At 42.3% G+C, this 18,965-nt stretch carries 12 protein-coding genes; 5 read left to right on the top strand and 7 right to left on the bottom strand.

Annotation, left to right across the window (positions count from 1 at the left end):
- Nucleotides 1-65 precede the first annotated feature (65 nt).
- From QWZ08_RS03030 to QWZ08_RS03015, 4 genes are all read left to right on the top strand, one after another.
- Nucleotides 66-1,622, top strand: coding sequence for a glycerol-3-phosphate dehydrogenase/oxidase (locus tag QWZ08_RS03030; RefSeq protein ID WP_290335729.1), 1,557 nt, complete (start codon nt 66-68; stop codon nt 1,620-1,622).
- 40 nt (nt 1,623-1,662) lie between these two features.
- Nucleotides 1,663-2,370: an MIP/aquaporin family protein gene (locus QWZ08_RS03025; RefSeq protein WP_290335728.1), complete on the top strand. Its 708-nt coding sequence runs from the start codon at nt 1,663-1,665 to the stop codon at nt 2,368-2,370.
- A gap of 308 nt (nt 2,371-2,678) precedes the next feature.
- Nucleotides 2,679-3,569 carry a carboxypeptidase-like regulatory domain-containing protein gene (locus QWZ08_RS03020; RefSeq protein ID WP_290335727.1) on the top strand — a complete coding sequence of 297 codons (891 nt, stop codon included), beginning with the start codon at nt 2,679-2,681 and terminating at the stop codon, nt 3,567-3,569.
- On the top strand, nt 3,566-5,104 hold the full coding sequence (locus tag QWZ08_RS03015) for a PorV/PorQ family protein (RefSeq protein WP_290335726.1): 1,539 nt from the start codon (nt 3,566-3,568) through the stop codon (nt 5,102-5,104). The genes QWZ08_RS03020 and QWZ08_RS03015 overlap by 4 nt, the downstream gene beginning before the upstream one ends.
- 33 nt (nt 5,105-5,137) lie before the next feature.
- Here the strand turns inward: QWZ08_RS03015 and QWZ08_RS03010 are convergent, their stop codons facing one another.
- From QWZ08_RS03010 to QWZ08_RS02990, 5 genes are all read right to left on the bottom strand, one after another.
- Entirely contained in the window at nt 5,138-7,438 is a 2,301-nt protein-coding gene (locus QWZ08_RS03010) for an aminotransferase class III-fold pyridoxal phosphate-dependent enzyme (RefSeq protein WP_290335725.1), read from the bottom strand.
- 61 nt (nt 7,439-7,499) lie between these two features.
- Complete coding sequence (gene lacZ, locus QWZ08_RS03005; protein ID WP_290335724.1) at nt 7,500-10,643, bottom strand: beta-galactosidase, LacZ type; 3,144 nt, start codon at nt 10,641-10,643, stop codon at nt 7,500-7,502.
- A 73-nt stretch (nt 10,644-10,716) separates the two neighbouring features.
- Complete coding sequence (locus tag QWZ08_RS03000; protein ID WP_290335723.1) at nt 10,717-12,165, bottom strand: Gfo/Idh/MocA family protein; 1,449 nt, start codon at nt 12,163-12,165, stop codon at nt 10,717-10,719.
- Between the two features lie 168 nt (nt 12,166-12,333).
- Nucleotides 12,334-13,962, bottom strand: coding sequence for a sodium:solute symporter family transporter (locus tag QWZ08_RS02995; RefSeq protein WP_290335722.1), 1,629 nt, complete (start codon nt 13,960-13,962; stop codon nt 12,334-12,336).
- Between the two features lie 222 nt (nt 13,963-14,184).
- Nucleotides 14,185-15,087 carry an inositol oxygenase family protein gene (locus QWZ08_RS02990; protein ID WP_290335721.1) on the bottom strand — a complete coding sequence of 301 codons (903 nt, stop codon included), beginning with the start codon at nt 15,085-15,087 and terminating at the stop codon, nt 14,185-14,187.
- 137 nt (nt 15,088-15,224) lie between these two features.
- Here QWZ08_RS02990 and QWZ08_RS02985 point away from each other — a divergent pair, with 137 nt between their 5' ends.
- Nucleotides 15,225-16,247, top strand: a complete 1,023-nt coding sequence (locus tag QWZ08_RS02985) for a LacI family DNA-binding transcriptional regulator (RefSeq protein WP_290335720.1) — start codon at nt 15,225-15,227, stop codon at nt 16,245-16,247.
- A gap of 90 nt (nt 16,248-16,337) precedes the next feature.
- Here the strand turns inward: QWZ08_RS02985 and leuB are convergent, their stop codons facing one another.
- Both leuB and QWZ08_RS02975 read right to left on the bottom strand, forming a co-directional pair.
- Nucleotides 16,338-17,411, bottom strand: a complete 1,074-nt coding sequence (leuB, locus tag QWZ08_RS02980) for a 3-isopropylmalate dehydrogenase (protein WP_290335719.1) — start codon at nt 17,409-17,411, stop codon at nt 16,338-16,340.
- 59 nt (nt 17,412-17,470) lie between these two features.
- On the bottom strand, nt 17,471-18,964 hold the full coding sequence (locus QWZ08_RS02975; RefSeq protein WP_290335718.1) for a hydroxymethylglutaryl-CoA lyase-like TIM-barrel protein: 1,494 nt from the start codon (nt 18,962-18,964) through the stop codon (nt 17,471-17,473).
- Between the last annotated feature and the right edge of the window lies 1 nt (nt 18,965).

Genomic DNA, 18,965 nt, shown 5'->3' with positions numbered 1-18,965 from the left:
AATAAGAACTGACTTAAAAAACAATCAACCTAATTATTGCAATCAAATAAATCGTAGTTTTTAAGATGGACAGGCAAAAAATGTTACAGCAGCTGAATGATGTTGCGCAATGGGATATCATTGTTATCGGCGGTGGGGCCACCGGTCTCGGTTGTGCTGTTGATGCTGCTTCAAGAGGATATAAAACTTTGCTTGTTGAACAGGACGACTTTTCAAAAGGGACCAGCAGCCGCAGCACCAAACTGGTACATGGTGGCGTACGGTACCTGGCACAGGGCAATATTAAGCTGGTTAAAGAAGCACTTCGTGAAAGAGGCATCTTGTTAAAAAATGCACCACATGTGTGCCATAACCTGGCATTCATCATTCCTTCTTTTCACTGGTGGCAAAAATGGTATTATAGTATCGGGCTTAGCACGTACGATTTGCTGGCGGGTAAATTAAGCCTTGGTAAAACAAAAATGCTCTCAAAAAAAACAACCATGCAATTGTTACCGGCCATTTCGCCTGACAATTTAAGTGGCGGTGTATTGTACCAGGACGGCCAGTTTGATGATGCCAGGCTGGCGGTAAACCTGGCACAAACAGCGGTTGAACAAGGTGCGGCCATGCTGAATTATTGCAAAGTAATTGCCTTGAATAAAACAGGCGGCAATATCAGTGGTTTGGTGGTGGAAGATGTTTTATCCGGCATAAAATATACGCTCAATGGTAAGTCGGTTATTAATGCAACTGGTGTATTTACCGATAACGTAATTGCCATGGATGATGCCGGGCACGAACCTATTGTATCTCCGTCACAGGGCGTTCATATTGTTGTTGATGAAAAGTTTTTTCCTGGTAAACAGGCTTTAATGATTCCGAAAACGGATGACGGAAGGGTGTTGTTTGCAGTACCCTGGCATGACAAGGTTTTGCTGGGCACTACCGATACACCGGTAAAGGAAATTACAACCGAACCAAAAGCATTACAGGAAGAAGTTGATTTTATTATCAAACATTGTAACCGTTACCTGAGCACACAAATAGGACACGGCGATATAAAAGCGGTATATGCAGGTTTAAGGCCATTGATAAAAGTAAAGGGACAAAAATCCACTGCCATTTTACCAAGAGACCATACTACCATTGTATCAAAAAGTGGATTGGTAACCATAACAGGCGGTAAGTGGACTACTTACAGAACCATGGCCATACATGCTATTGACAATGCCGCTAATGCCTGTAAGCTGCCAAAACAACCCTGCGTCACAGACACGCTGAAAATTCATGGTTATACCCAACATGCAACAAGCGATGCTACGCTGAATATATATGGCAGTGATGCGGAAAAAATTATTGAGCTGAGCAACCAGCAGCCATCTCTTAAAGAAAAAATACATGCCGGCTTGCCTTATAGCAAGGCCACCGTTGTGTGGGCGGTACAACACGAGATGGCTATGACCGTGGAAGATGTTTTAGCAAGGCGAACAAGGGCATTGTTCCTGGATGCAGCCGCAGCTGTGGAAGCCGCTCCCATGGTGGCGGCGCTGATAGCAGGGTTACTGCAAAGGGATGACAAATGGCAAGAACAACAAGTTTTGGCTTTTACAGCAATAGCGCAAAATTACCTGGCACACTGATTAAATGTTTGATTCCTAAACCAAAAAATAAACTTTAAAAATGACACCTTTTATTGCAGAACTTACCGGTACCGCTGTGTTGATATTGCTGGGAGACGGCGTTGTTGCCAATGTAGTATTGAACAAGACCTATGGTAACAACAGCGGCCTTATTGTAATTGCTTTTGGATGGGCGATTGCTGTATTCGCAGGCGTATTTATTTCTGCAGGTTCAAGTGGCGCACACCTTAACCCGGCTATAACGATTGGCCTTGCCGCATTGGGTAAATTTGAATGGAGGCTTGTGCCTACTTATATTGCAGCGCAGTTACTTGGCGCAATGATCGGCGCATTTTTAGTATGGCTTACTTACCGCAACCATTTTGATGCAACGGAAAGCCAGGCATCCAAATTGGGCGTCTTTTGTACGTCTCCAGCCATTGAAAGCAGGGCAGATAATTTTTTCTCAGAAATAGTCGGCACTTTTGTTTTGGTAATAGGAGCTCTTTTTATCGTATCATCAAAAGAAAGCCTGGGTGCGTTGGACGGCTTGCCAATTTCACTGCTGGTATTAGGAATCGGGCTGAGTTTGGGCGGTACTACCGGTTATGCTATCAACCCGGCAAGAGACCTTGGACCAAGAATTATGCATGCCATCTTGCCCATTAAAGGAAAAGGAAGCAGCAACTGGAAATACGGCATTGTACCAGTTATAGCACCCATCATTGGCAGCTTGCTGGCAGCATTGTGCTATCATTTTATTCATTGATTTGTTAACCGGACGATTTTTATAACTGAGCTGTTTAAGCCATCCCCGGAATATCAATTCCGGGGATTTTTTTGTATGCTATTTTTTTGTACAGCCAGAAAAAAAACTAACCCCGGGCAGGTTCTTTTTTGTGCAGGTGATTCTCTGCTTTGTATGTTGTTGTTTTTTCATTAACTTACTGGTATAATTCATTCATCCTCCATGTAAAAACATTTTTACCTTTTTTCAATTGCTCTTCTCTCTTTGCCTGCAAGTGTTTTGTTCTATATCCCTTGTTGATTTAAAACACCCCATTACAATCAGGTAAAATGACAACAGACAACCCTCCATCCACAAAAACAGTTTCAGTAACTACCTATCTTATTATCTCGGCGATCAGCCTTATAGCAGCCTCCGGTATTGGTTACTACTATTTGCATTACATGAAACAGGGCGGCTCCGAAAAAATGGATGACCGCGTATTTTATCTGATTCTGGTATTGTTTGGAATGGCTGCCAGTGCGCTGATCTTCGGCATCATGAATTCTTATGCAACCCTGAAGGGCATCGAGTCGAACGTTACCTACAAATTTACCGGGCCTGTGGTTGGTGTGATATTAACAGTGCTCGGCGGCTTTATGATTCCAAAAGGTTCCAGCGATCAGATGCTTACGGTAAGGGTGTTTGATGAAGACAAAAATCCCATCACAAAAGGACGCGTTACGTTGACCTTTCCACACTACCAGCGGGAAGCCTCCGTGAATGAAAAAGGGATGGTGGTATTTCCCGAAATTCCGTACGATCAGTTACGAAACAACATTGCGATCAATGTGGTAAGCGATGGGTATATACCCGTCAATATCGACACTTTGTTGCCGAACTTTGCCCCCGTCAGTCTTATCCTTGCACAGGCAAAAATTATAAGGCTTGCCGGTACAGTAAAAGATGCAGCAGACCGCCCGATCAGGGACGTTGATATTACGGTGGATGGAACTCCTTATGCCACCAAAACCACCAATGACGGCAGCTTTCAAATACCGTTGCCCGACTACCATTTTGGCGACCGTGTAACAGTGGTTACTGCTCACCCTGCTTATGAAGACAAACAAAAAATGCTGAACATAACATCCGGTGAAATTGACAATATTGAGTTTGTATTAAACCCTCTTCCAATCAGTAATCCAACCTCCACTAATAATGCTAAACACAAAAAGAAATGAAAACACCCATTATACTCACTGCCTTATTTACGATACTTACTAATGCACTTGCTGCGCAACAGGTAATTATCAAAGGCACATTACGCTGCATCAACAATGGTGTGACTTCTACAAGAGGAGCCACCAATATTATCATCATTCCATCTTTTAATCCAAAAGCAGCCGTTGCTACCACTACCACACCACAGGGCTATTTTGAAATCAATACCGGTTGGAGCGCAAAAGACCTGCGGGATAAAAACGTGTCGCTGTATATTATTACCAAATGCAGCAGCTGCAAAAAGGTAGAACGCGTTTTTATTTCGGAAGACCTGGACAAGCGAAATCCGGATCCCTCCAAAATGTTTGTAACAATAAAAAACTGGAAAATACTGGAGAATTGCAAGGAATCAGAACTGCCCGATATTATGTCTGAAAAGCTGCTGGATTCAGCACATCATTTGCCTGCTTTAACCATTGACGGCAGCGCCCAGGGCAGTGCGGCAATGGGCCCGGTTTCGTTTATTAATTTATTTGAGAAATTGATTACGGTTGCAGCATCTCAAAAAGCAGGATTTTATAAGGCTGCAACGTTATTACCCGGCAAAATAAAATACGGTGAATTTCTCCACTCATCACCTCTTATCAATACAGATAATACCGGCTTTAATTTCGCTCCTTCACGCAATTTATCTGAAGCTGTATTTTGGAACGCCGCGGCCATTGCCAACAGCAGTAAACCCAATAATGTAAGCTTGCTGGCTAATTTTAAAAACAACATTAAACTGTCCGGCTATCAACAAATTGCGCCCAAACTGTATCTCGGCATGGGCGGCATTTATACGCAGCAAAATGAATTTAGAAATGTAATCTCGCAAAGGCTGGGTTCAGTCGCCAGCGATTTTGATACCGTGAACCGGACACATACCCAAAAGCTAAAAGAATTTGCCGCTTTTATAGCACCTGTATACTCAGTTAATAATAAACTAAGTGTGGCACTGACTTTAAAATCGGTATGGCAGCAATTTAATAATCCAAACCTGATTGTGCTTCAAAGCGATTTCGTGAATAATGTTGATTATGTTTTTTTTGTAGACGACAGTATCCGAAAACAACATTTTGATTTTGACGCATCGGTGAACTATAAAATCAATAGCTATTTACAGGCTGGTGTATCTGTAATGAATATTGCCGGAAACAAATTATACAAAGATCTTTTTATAAAAGACTCTTCCAACCAATCCTTTGTAAACCAACGTGCATATGGCATTGGCATATGTTATAAAAGAGAAAGATTGAATGTGGGAGTAGATGCGCTGTTCACTGACAAAGGATTGTATGATGCCGCAATTGGGGTAAACTACGTTCCGGCAAATAATATTTTGCTGGCCACCGGGTATGCCATTAAACAACAAAGTTTTTCAGCCTCCTTCAGGTGGAAGCATTTTAAACTGGCTTATATCAACGACAATAATTTAATGATTAATGAAGTGAGGCTTGCAAAAAATAAATTGTTCAACGGAAAAATTTATTCAGGTTTTGTGTTTGATTTTTAGCACACAAATACGTTGGCTGTAATACCATTTTATCTATGATAACTCCCCCAAACATTCATCCAGGTATTGCACCAACTCATCCGCATTTTGCTGATTGAATGGCATGGGTGGTTTTATTTTCAGCACATTGTGCAACGGTCCATCGGTGCTTAATAAATAACCTTTGTCTTTCATTTTTTCAACCACGATATCTATTTCCGGAACTGCAGGCTCTAATGTTGTTCTATCTTTTACCATTTCGGCGCCGATGAATAATCCATGGCCCCGCACGTCGCTGATGATGGCATATTTATCCATTAACCTCTTTAACCCTGCCACTAAATGGTTGCCGGTTTCCAGTGCGTGCTGTTGCATTTCCTCCTGTTGAATTACATCCAGTACCGCCAGCCCGGTTGCCATGGAAACCGGGTTGCCGCCAAACGTATTAAAGTATTCCATGCCATTGTTGAAGGCATCGGCGATTTCATTGGTAACTACCACAGCCGCCAACGGATGCCCGTTGCCGATCGGCTTACCCATTACCACAATATCCGGCACCACGTCCTGCAATTCGAAGCCCCAGAATTTTTCTCCTACCCTTCCAAAACCTACCTGTACTTCGTCTGCAATACAAACACCGCCGGCCGCGTTCACATATTTGTACACCTGTTTTAAATATCCGGGCGGTAAAGGAATTTGACCGCCAACACCCAATAAAGTTTCACAAATAAAAACCGCCGGGGATTTTCCTTCTGCCTTTAATGAGTCAATAATCCTTTGTACATCCGCTGCATATTTTTCACCTGCATTGGCATCGCCATATTTGTATGGGCCACGATACATATCAGGATTGATGGCTTTATGAATCCAGGGCATTTTACCAAAACCGCCCTTGCTGTCAAATTTATACGGGCTCATCTCCATGGCCACGGTTGACGTACCATGATAAGCATGATCAAGCACAATAATATCTTTTTGACGGGTAAAATGCCGGCTCATCCTGATAGCTAAATCGTTTGCCTCACTGCCGCTGTTGGTAAAATAACAAACAGACAGCGATTCCGGCAAGGTGGCTGTCAGCCGTTTTGCATACTCCATCATGTGATCATTTAAATACCGGGTATTGGTATTGAGCGTTGCAATTTGTCTTTGCATTCGTTTCACTACCACCGGGTGACAATGCCCAACATGCGAAGGATTGTTTACACAGTCCACAAAAGTGCGGCCTTTATCATCATATAAATATTGCAGCGCAGCTTTTATAATTTTAAGCGGCTGCTTGTAACCGATACTTAAATTTCTTCCGACATGTTTTTTTCTTTCTTCCAGTAAACCGGTATAGTCTTTGTCATTGATCAAGCCCTCATATCCACAGGCCGTTCTGAAACTATCCTGTGCTTTTACGGGGTTAATACGGATGAGCTGGTATAATAAATTCCAGGCAGGTTGCTCCGTAATAAAATGATGCTCGTTGCTGCTGTCGAGCGAGGCGTTATAGGCTGATTGTGTTACGCTGATGCACAACCTTGCTGCAATTAAATAATACAACAGGTCGAGCTCCTGTATTGTTAAAAGATATTCTGCGTGGTAATTTTTAACGATCACCGCGGCCGTTTCCAAAGGCCTTTTGTTATTCAGCATGGCGTACGTGCAGGCAACAGCCACGCTGTTGATGAGCGCTGTATATACCATATCGCCAAAATCAATCAGTCCACAAACGGTATTGTCTTTCACCAGCAAATTGTAATCATTGGCATCGTTGTGCGCATAGGCATGTCGCAGAGAAGCCAGTACGGGCATTACTTCTGTTTCAAATTGCAGTAAAAAATATCCCGCCATGCGCCTTTTTTCATGATTGGTAATGCAAGCCAGTTTTGCATTGGCATCCATCGCCGTACTGATATCCCAAATATAACGCCGGTGCATGGCGGGGTGAGAAAAATGCTGCAATGCCTTATCCATCTTGGCAAGAAAATTGCCGAGATCAGCATGTAAGATGTCATTCCTTTCGGTTGCATCTACCCAAAAGATGCCCTCTAAAAAACTCAGAATACGCAGGTAATAATTTCTGTCGTCAATTACCAGCGTTGTCAATTCCTTCCCTTCGGTATTCAGCAGGTAATGCTGAAACTGATTGGCCACTTCACTCGCCGCAAGATGATTTACAATTTTTACCTGCGCATCCAAAAAATGGTAGCCGTGTTCATCGGTGGCCACTTTTAAAATGTATTGCAGCCCCTCCTTATCTTTCAATAAAAAATTTAATTCATCGTAACCGTTAAGTGCTTTTGCTTTCACCGCTACGCCGTACTGTTGTAAAGCAAATGCTTCAATAAATTGTTCTGTAAATTCCATCTGATGAGTCCGTTTATTTTGTTACACTTTGAACCTGCTTCAAAAAATTGAAGCGTTATTTTCAATATCTTTCTTTTGCTTTTTCTGTTAATGTATCACCCCTTTTTATTAGCCGCAAGGTAAACGAATAGGTGTAATCCTGGTAGGGTAAGGTATACTCTGCATGGGTTTTAGCACCCAAGCTATTATCACCACCCAATCCCATTTGTTTGTAGTCAATGTTCCACCACACCAGGTTTTCATTTTGCATGGAACCTCCGTGCTTGTTTGCTTTTTGAGTGTGATCGAAATCGAGATTGTGCATATTAAAATGCAACACACCGCTGCTGAGCAAAGGCTCACCCAGGGCCATCAACCCGGTTCCGGCGGTATCAAGTAACGCCATCCAGCGTACGTCTGTTCTGTTGCCACTTTCCTGCGCACGGGCGTACGGATGAAACAATGCATCCACCGGTGCGGTATACAAATCCACGGCTGACGCATAATTGCGGTCCTGGTAATTATCAAATGGCCCCCTGCCCAGCCAGTTCGCCTGGTCGATACTTCCGTCCAGAATAAGCCGCATGCCAAACCTGGGCAATTCTGGAAATGGTTGTTTGCCTGCTTTTAATGACGCCGTAATTTCTATATCACCATTGGCATTAATCAAATACGTGGCATAATAATCAGCATCCACTAAAACAAGGTAATGGACCGTATTTACAGCGAATTCATGCGCATTGATTTGTTTTACGACAAATGATTTTAAGGTGGCATTTTCAGCCGCATGCTGCCATACGGCGCAACGCATTTGCAGGCTGTTGCCAATATCATTGTCTGTAACCGCCCGCCAAAAATTGGGAAGAACCGGAGCTGTCAACAATTCCTTGTTACCTTCTTTATACGAACTTAACCAGCCTGTTTTTTTATCGAAGCCCACAGCAAAAAGAGTTGAAGAAAAGGTTTGCTTATCTGTATCTTCTGTGCCAGCAATAACAGGAAAATTGGCTAATGATTTTATTGCTGGTTCTTTAAAAACCGGTAGTTTAAACTGCTCCCAGGCAACTACAAATTTTGCAGGAATCAATGCAGTTGCCTGCTTTGTTTCTGCTGCTATAAACAAAAAATATTCCTTGCCCGCGTCCGCATCAATGACCGGCAAATCAAGCTTTATTGCTGTGCTTTGCTGTGGAGAAAGATCAAAGGTTGAAATATTTCCTTTGGCAATTATCTTTCCATCAGCCTTTATATACCAGGTAATAGTATAATTATTGAGATTGGTAAAGTCAAAACGGTTCGTGACACGGATGGTATTTGTTGAAAAATCAACCGGTTCAAATAAAATATTCTGGTATACTTTTTTTAATTCAAAAGCCTGCGGATGCGGCGTGCGGTCGGCGGCAAACATGCCGTCGGCGCAAAAACTGGTATCACTTGTTTCGCCTACATTTCCCATGTCACTGCCATAGGCCCAGATGTCGCGGCCATTGGCATCTTTTCGCTTAAATGCCTGGTCACTAAAATCCCATACAAAGCCGCCCTGCAATTGCGGATACTTATAGATCAAATCCCAATCGTCTTTTAAATTGCCGCCGCTGTTGCCCATCATGTGTGCATACTCTACCTGGATAAACGGCCTCGGCTTCCAATCCTTCACATACTCCTGCATAACGTTCAGGGATTTGTACATCGGGCAAATGATGTCCGTATAAGGATTCTCCCTTGCCTCCTCGTATTGTACCGGCCTGGTGCTGTCTTTTGATTTTAAATAGTTGTAAGTAGCAACAAAATTGTTTCCAAAACGGCTTTCATTGCCCAGTGACCAGGTGATGATGCAGCAATAATTTTTATCTCTTTCCCACATGCGTTTCGTACGGTCGAGATAAGCAGCCTGCCAGGCAGGTTTATCTGACAGTGTTTTCAGTGGATGAAAATCCATACCATCGCATTCTATATTGGCTTCATCAATAACATACAAACCATACTCATCGCAGAGTTCATACCATTCTTCCCTGTTGGGATAATGGCTGCAACGCATGGCATTAACGTTGTATTGTTTCATCAGTTGGATATCCTTTACCATACTTTCCACCGTAATCACTTTACCGGTGTACATATCATGTTCATGCCGGTTGACACCTTTTATTTTGATGGGCTTGCCGTTTACCAATAAAAAGCCATGTTTTATTTCAATGTTTCTAAAACCGGTTTTATGCAAAATGCTTTCAAGGATATGTCCATGTTGATTTTTATAATTAATGAACAGTTTGTATATTTCAGGATGTTCTGCATTCCACTGCCGTACCGAAGGGATGGTAGCAGCAAAACGATAATCTTTTTTGTTACTGACCAATTGCTGTTGCTGAATGATTATTTTACCGGTGCTATCCACCAGTTGTATTTCAACGTAGCGGGTTGCTGCAACTGGTGCATCGTTCAATGAAACAGTTACATTCAATAATCCATCCTTGTATACTTCGTCCAAAGCAGCCTTTACAAAAAAATCATACACACATATTTTGGGTCTGGCTACCAGGTATACGATTCGTTCAATGCCGCTCAGCTTCCACATATCCTGTCCTTCCAGGTAGGTGCCATCACTGAACCTGAAAACCTGCACTGCCACACTATTCTGTCCCTTTTGTACAAAGCGGGTTATATCGAACTCTGCCGGCGTTTTACTGTCTTTACTCAGGCCAACATATTGTCCGTTGATCCAGATATAAAAGAATGAATTAACAGCCCCTAAATGGATAAAAATGTTCTTTCCATTCCATGCAGCCGGAACGGTAAAATTTCTTTTGTAAGAACCAACGGGATTAAAATCAGTTGGTACATAAGGCGGGTTAGGTTTGATGGGATACTCCACATCGGTAAAAATAAATTTATCAAATCCCTCTGTTTGCCAGTTGGCGGGCACTTTGATGTCTTTCCACTGATCGGTATTAAAATTGTTTTTATAGAAATCTGTCGACCGTGCTGCCACTGTATTAACCAGTGAAAATTTCCATATTCCATCCAATGATTGTATAAAAGGCGAACTGCTTTTTTGCAGTGCCTGCTGTTCGTTTGGATAGGGAATAAAATGAGCATGCGGGGCCATGGTATTTTGCGAAACCAGCTGCGGGTTTTCCCAATCATTGATGGTTTGTGCATGAACAACCTGCTGTAGCAACAGCAGGTAAGTAATTATTTTTATGGCAAGTTTTTTTCGTTGTATGGACATGTCGGTATGCGTAAAAATACAACAAGGAGTTATTGTATCAATAGCTCCTTGTTGTATTAAAAAAAGTTCAGTATTATAGACTCCAGCCTGGTCTGTACGTACGTTTTACAAACTGGTTGGCTTCATCAAAATTGGTGATCTTCATATTCGGACCGTCCCAAAGCAGTTTAATAAAACGACCAGGGTAATCAAAGTCATCGTTACCCTTTGGCTTGCGGATATCATAACTGCGAATGGCAAGGTTGCCCATCAGCACACTCTCTGTTAATGGACCAGCAATATCAAAATGCGAACTAAGGTTCTTCGCCTTATCACTGCCATATCCTGCAATGGCGGCTTCTACCCATGCTGCATAGTGACCATCTTCGCCATCTTTTACACGGGCTACTGTTTGCGGTACTTTTACTTCTTTGGTTCTTGAAGTCGGCAGCAATTGAGGATTAACGCCATAAGTGCCTGCCATCATTTTTCCTTTTGTACCAATAAAAATAACACCGTTTCCACCGTCGCCCATTTCTTCGTTGGCACCCAATTCTTCCGGGCGGGTGGGTTGTATGCCGCCATCCATCCAATGCAATTCTACATCGGGCTTGCCATTTTTACCTTTAAATCTTAACGTGATGTGCGATGCTATCGGACCGCTTTCAGGATAGTATGCTTTGTTCCAGTTTTCAATGTATTTTGTTGCTACGCTGCATTCTGCGCTGGTAGGATATCCCAGCCCCATTACAGCAAATGCAGGCGCCATAATATGGCAGGCCATGTCACCTAGTGCACCGGTTCCATAATCCCACCAGCCACGCCAGTTGAATGGTAGTATACCTTCAAAATATTCTCTTTTAGGTGCTGTTCCCAACCATAGATCAAAATCAAGTCCTGCCGGTATAGGAGATGTTGTGGCTGGTCTGCCAACACCCTGTGGCCATATAGGACGGTCAGTATAACAATAGATAGTATGTACATCACCAATGGTGCCTGCATTGTACCAATCCTGTAACTGGCGCACACCATCACCAGACGAACCCTGGTTACCCATCTGCGTTACCACTTTATATTTATGTGCTGCTTCTGTTAACATGCGGGCTTCATAAATATCGTGCGTCATTGGCTTTTGCACATACACGTGCTTGTTCAATTGCATGGCTGCCATCGCTGCTACACCGTGCTGATGATCTGGTATAGATACAGAAACCGCATCAATGGACTTGCCTTCCTTGCTCAGCATTTCACGGAAGTCTTTATAATATTTTGCTTTGGGAAATTTCTTACGGGTTTCAACAGCCTGGCGGTCATCTACATCGCATAAAAAACCGATGTCTGCTTTTCCGCTTTTAAAAAAGTTTTCAATATCGCTTGAACCCTTACCACCGGCGCCAATACCGGCCACCACCAGCCTGTCGCTGGGTGCAACAAAACCACGGCCCAATACATGGCGTGGTACAATAAAAAATCCGGCCGCAGTGAGTGCAGAGTTGCGGATAAACTTACGCCGGGAATCCTGAACGACAGTTTTCTTTTTCATGATGATCTGTGTTGTTGTTTTAAATTTAAGTTTGAAATCTTATATCGATGCGCAAAAAATTAAGCTACAATTTAACTTAACTATTTCGCTTTACAGCTACCACCTGTACTTTTTAATCCACCGTACAAAGCCCGGCCGATATACTTTTTGCGTTTAGCAAAATTATGCTTACCAAAAAACCGTGTATAAAGCAATCAAAACACCACTGATAATAATTGAACCTACGGCAAACCCCGGCGTAATTTTAAACATGGAGGAATCAACTTCAATTTCATGTTCGCCTTCCTTTTTAGGTCTGGCAAGGCTCATTACAATCATCAAAGCTGTAATGGTTACAAAGGTTATTACCATTCTGTTTAAAAAGGCAATATCAGGAAAAGCACCGCTCGTCCACACCGGTAAAAATTTCAACACTGTTGAAATTGGGATAGTTAATACAGCGCCTGCCAATGCTGCCGCAGCAGTTGTGCGTTTCCAGAAAAAACCGAGTAAGAAAATGGCCAGCACTCCCGGCGAAACAAAGCCTACATATTCCTGGATAAACTGGTAAGCCTGGTCAAGTGATTTTAGTGCAGGCGCTACAATACCTGCAATGACCATCGCAATTACAACAGCCCATCTTCCGGTCAACACCATCTTTCTTTCAGACGCTTCTTTGTTAAAATATTTTTTATAAATATCCAGCGAAAAAATCGTAGAGATGCTGTTTGCTTTTCCCGCCAGCGATGCAACAACGGCTGCGGTCAATGCCGCAAAGGCAATGCCTTTTAAGCCTGCGGGCAATAAATTCATTAAAGTTGGATAAGCATGATCGGGTTTGATGACACCTGCCGCATCAGACATCTCGTGCTGAAACATTCCTTTGTTATGCAATACATACATTACAATGCCCGGCAACACCGCAATCACGGGCACTAACAATTTTAAAAAAGCAGCAAATAAAATTCCTTTTCTGGCCGTGACCAAGTCTGCTCCCAGTGCACGTTGTACAATGTATTGATTGCATCCCCAGTAAGCAAGGTTATTTACCAGCATACCTCCAAACAGCACCGACAGGCCGGGCAATTCTTTATAATATTTGTTGGATGAATCAAATATCATGTGAAAATGTTCCGGCGCTTCTTTGCGTAAAATGGACATCCCTTTAAAAATATCTTTACCGAAGCCATATTCTTCTGACAATAAAGACAAGGCAAGATAAGTGGTCACTAATCCACCCAAAATCAGTACCACCACCTGCACAACATCGGTATAGCCAATTACCTTCATGCCACCCAGCGTAACTACCAGCGAAAAAATTACCAGGCCAACAATGCTCCATTCAAAACTCACCGTAGAGATGGACGAAATAGCAAGGGCACCGAGGTAAATAATAGAGGTAAGATTTACGAACACATATACCAGCAGCCAGAATACCGCCATGATAGTACTTACGGTATCATTATACCGCATGGATAAAAATTGCGGCATGGTGAAAATTTTATTTTTCAGGTACACCGGAATTACAAAAATGGCAATGATAATCAGCACCGCTGCTGCCATCCACTCGTAGCTCGATATGGCCAATCCCAATGCGAAACCCGAACCCGACATGCCGATAAAATGTTCTGCAGAAATATTGGAAGCAATGATGGATGCGCCGATTGCCCACCAGGTAAGGGATCCTTCCGCAAGAAAAAAATCTCTGGAACTGGCCGTGGACGACTTCTTTTTGTGGTAGATATAATATCCGTAAGCCGAGACCGCAATAAAGTAAACAAAGAATACAATGTAGTCGAGTGTATGCAATTGATTCATCAGCAAGCATTCATTTTAATGAACTGTCAAGATAAGTAAAAATGGCTGTTTGCAAACAATACACTGGTAGTAAATATCCCAAACACTAAACTACCACACTTTTCATCGTGAAAAATGTGGTAGTTTTTTTACATTAAACTAAAAGAGATAAAAAACAATTGTAACAAAATAAATAAGCAGGATATCAAATAAAAAACGGAGAGCTAAAAATGATTGCTTCGGTTAAAATTTTAAAGTGGCTGGTAAATATTTTTTTATCAATGCTTCGTAATAAGGTTTCAATTCAACCCAATTGGGAGGAGTTGGATTTTTAGAATATAAATCATATGGGTTAAAAAGATCTACCCATTTAAACATCTCATGGTCGTGGGCACTCATCAGGTGATCGTATGCGTGCTCACGATGTTGCGCATAAAAAGAGTGATAACGCAACATGTACAAACCGGGTTCAGGCAAATAATCTTTCATCATGTGGTATACATATTCATCGTGTCCCCAGGAAAGATGCACATTATCTAATCCGCAATTGGGGCTATATACACCGTACTTGGTGTTGTAGCGTTCGTCGTCGTAATCCGGGCTATCTTTAAAAAATTCGGGATACACAATTTTGTCTGAAAAGGCGCAACCAACCGGGAATGTATCACCCACAGCCGCCCATTGTGGTTCACCAAACAGGCAGAGTACTTTACCCATATCGTGCAACAAACCAGTCAGTACCATCCAATCGGGATGACCATCGCGACGGATCGCTTCAGAGGTCTGTAGTAAATGCTGAAACTGGTCAAGATCTGTATCCGGATCTGAGTCATCTACCAGTTGATTGAGGAACTGAAATGCGTCCCATACCGGCATTTCTTTTTTATCAAACTTTAAATAATTAGCCTTTTTGCTGAGCACAAAATCGTAACTCTGGTAAGTGTGGTTGAGCCTGTAAAATTCACGTACGGTATCTCTTTCCGGGCTCTCGTAATTGCGGTAGGCTTCTGTTGATTTATCGGTTGCGATTGACTCCGGATCGGGATAACGTTCCAATACATCGTCTTCCCAAACATCCAGGCTTTTTAGCGGATTGAGGGCGCTTTGGCTTAATTCATCTGTAGCAGGTAACATATGTGCAGGCATTTAAATTTTACAAGAAATTTACTTCTGCTAATTTGCGCATTTTAAATTTGTATCAGTACATTATGGCTGGGTTTATTTACGAAACCGGTTTCGTACAGAACGTAAATTTTATGTAGCTTTCGGTATTCTAAACAGGTATGAAAGAGAAAGTAACCAATGTAACGATTAAAATGCTGGCCAACCAATTGGGGCTTTCTATTTCTACGGTTTCCAAAGCCATCAGCGACAGCCATGAAATAAGCGCTGCAACAAAACAGCGGGTGAATGACCTGGTTGAAAAATTAAATTACAAACCCAACCCTTACGCCAGCAGTTTAAGAACCAGAAACAGTAAAACGATTGGAGTAGTATTACCCGAAGTGGCGGATAGTTTTTTTGCGCAGGCAATTAATGGCATTGAGTCAGTGGCTGAAGAAAAAGGATACCATGTACTAATCTATTTATCGCATGAAAGTTTTGAAAGGGAAGAACAGATTATAAAAGACTTTGAGAGCGGCCGGGTGGACGGTGTATTGATTTCTGTTGCAAAGGAAACCGAACAGCACAAACACATTGACACCCTGCTAGAGAAGAAAATACCACTTGTTTTCTTTGACCGGGTGATTGATGAAGTGGCCACCACAAAAATTATAACAGATGATTACGAGGCCGCCTTTACAGCAACTGAACATCTTATAAAACAGGGATACAAGCAAGTTCTTTTTCTGTCTTTTTCGCAAATACTCTCTATTTCCTGTAAAAGACTGGAGGGATATAAAAAAGCCCTGTATGATAACACCATAAAATTTTCCAGCGGCAATGTGCTAAGATTTTCAAACGATGCAAAAAAAGATTATAGCAATTTGTTAAGAAAACTAACGTCACTGAAAAAAGGCATAGGTGTTCTTGCATCTGTTGAAAAGTTGGCCTTGCCGGTTTACCAAGCCTGTGAAGAATTACAGTTACCTATACCACAAGATGTAGGGTTGATCAGTTTTTCTAATTTAGATTCCGCCGCATTTTTACACCCACCGTTAACGACCATTACACAACCCGCATTTGAAATGGGCAAAGCCGCGGCAGCCTTGCTATTAAAGGCTTTGGAAAGAAAAAATTTTGAACTGACGGATGAGGAGATTGTGATTCCTTCAGTTATGATTGTAAGAAAATCGACCTTGTAATGGATTAGATGGCTGCACAAATACTGATAATAAAAAAAGGTGCAAATAGCAAATTGCTTTGCCATTTGCACCTTTTTGAAAAACTTATTTTTATAAAAATTTCAACACCGCTTCGCCCATGGCTTCGGTACCTAAAATATTTTCTTTAGTAATTGTTCTGTCTGCAATATCAACAGTACGATAACCTGCTTTCAATACCTGGTCAACAGCACTGATCACCAACTCGGATTCTTCTTTCATTCCAAAAGATATATCCAGCAATAAAGCTGCAGACAATACTGAAGCCAATGGATTGGCGATTCCTTTACCCGTGATATCATGTGCTGAACCATGAATGGGCTCATATACACCTGTTCCATCTCCGATTGAGGCGGACGCCAGCATACCCATAGAACCTGCAATCTGCGAAGCTTCATCGGTAAGGATATCACCAAACAAATTGGCGGTTACCACTACATCAAAGCGACGCGGATCTTTAATCAGTATCATCGCAGTAGAATCTACAAACTGGTATTCCACTTCTACATCCGGATATTCCAATGCCAGCTTCTGAATTTCTTCCCTCCAAAGGCGGCTTGTTTCCAGCACGTTGGCTTTATCAACAGAGCATAATTTTTTGCGTCTTGTTCTGGCTGCTTCAAAAGCCTTGCGGCCTATACGCTCTACTTCAAAACGGCTGTACTCGGCCACATCGAAGGCGGTATTGCCATCATTCTTTCTTCCCTTTTCACCGAAATAAATATCACCGGTTAGTTCCCTGAAAAATAATATATCAGCACCTTTTAATATTTCTGGCTTAATGCTGGAAGCACCTAACAATTCATCAAATAATTTGATCGGACGAAGGTTGGCATATAGGCCCAATTCTTTTCTCATCTTCAGCAACCCCTGCTCTGGTCTTACTTTTGCAGAAGGATCGTTGTCATACTTAGGGTGACCCACTGCTCCAAACAATACCGCATCTGAATTGCGCATTTTTTCAAGCGATTCATCTGGTAGAGGATTACCGGTAGCTTCAATGGCCACATGACCAATCAAGGCTTCATCATACGTAAATTCATGACCAAACCTGGCCGCTATTTTGTCCAACACTTTTTTTCCAACCAAAGTAACTTCCTGTCCTATTCCATCTCCGGGAACAACAAGAATATGCTTTTTCGCCATGTTATTTTTATTTTATCAGGTAAATGTATTGCGTCTTTTGCGTGTATGCGTTATCGTTACTAAAGAATGTTCAGCATTTTTTCCGTTGCCTTAATGGCTGCTACCGTCTGGTCACTGTCAAGACCACGGGTTTTGAATTCCTTTCCGTTGTGCAACCAGGTAATGATGGTTTCACACAACGCATCCGACTTGCCGCCGGGCGGAATCCGCACCGTATAATCAGCAAGCACTGGCAACTCCATTTTCTTTTGTTTGTATATTTTTTTTAGTGCTGTAACAAAAGCATCGTACTGCCCATCCCCCTGTGCATGCTCTTCAAAAGACTCTCCATTGATCGCGATGTTAAGTGTTACCGATGGCTTTAGATTTTTCGAATGCGTCAACACATAATTCACGATCTGCACTTTTTGCTCAATGCTGTTGCTGTCTAAAATATCAGAAATAATATAAGGCAAATCAGCCTGTGTTACCATTTCCTTTCTATCGCCCAATTCAATTACCCGCTGCGTGACTTTCTTTAAATCTTCATCAGATAACTGGATACCCAATTGCTGCAAATTGTTATCTATATTGGCTTTGCCACTGGTTTTACCCAACGCATATTTGCGTTGACGGCCAAAACGCTCCGGCATAAGGTCGTTGTAATACAGGTTATTTTTTTTATCGCCATCTGCATGTATACCCGCTGTTTGGGTAAACACATTTTCGCCCACCACAGGTTTATTGGCGGAGATTCTGAAACCGGAAAAAGCTTCTACCAGTTTGCTTACGCTGTACAAAGATTTTTCTGCAACAGACGTTGTAACGGAGGGCATAAAATCGTTGAGCACCGCGATGGCGCTTGCCAGTGGCGCATTACCGGCTCGTTCGCCCATACCATTCACTGTAAGGTGAAGACCATGTGCGCCGGCTTTGACAGCTTCCAGTACATTGGCAATACTTAAGTCGTAATCGTTGTGCGCATGAAAATCAAAATGCAATTGCGGGTAACGGTTTACCAGTTCTGATACGTACTCAAATGTTTCAGACGGAATTAAAACGCCCAAAGTATCGGGCAACAAAACTCTTTTGATGGGTTGGTGCTGTAAAAAATCAAGGTATTGCAACACATATTCTTTGGAGTTGCGCATGCCATTGCTCCAATCTTCCAGGTACACATTGCATTGCAGACCTTTTTCTACTGCAAGTGCAATAACTGCCGCTATCTCATTGAAGTGTTCTTCGGGCTTTTTCTTTAACTGGTGAGTCAGGTGATTGAGTGATCCCTTTGTTAAGAGGTTCATCACTTTGGCGCCGGCTTCTATCATCCAATTAACAGATGTGTCGCCGTCTACAAATGTCAGCACTTCTACTTTATCCAGGTAGCCATTGGCAGCAGCCCAATCCGTTATTTTTTTTACTGCCTGAAATTCGCCTTCAGACACCCTTGCCGAAGCAATTTCAATTCTGTCAACCTTTACCTCTGTTAGCAATAACTGGGCAATGGTTAATTTTTCAGATGCAGAAAATGACACACCGCTGGTCTGTTCGCCATCCCGGAGCGTTGTGTCCATT

The organism is Ferruginibacter paludis, assembly GCF_030409685.1.
Lineage (GTDB): Bacteria > Bacteroidota > Bacteroidia > Chitinophagales > Chitinophagaceae > Ferruginibacter > Ferruginibacter paludis.
Note: the sequence above shows the minus strand (reverse complement) of the source record. Positions and strands in the feature narration are given on the sequence as shown.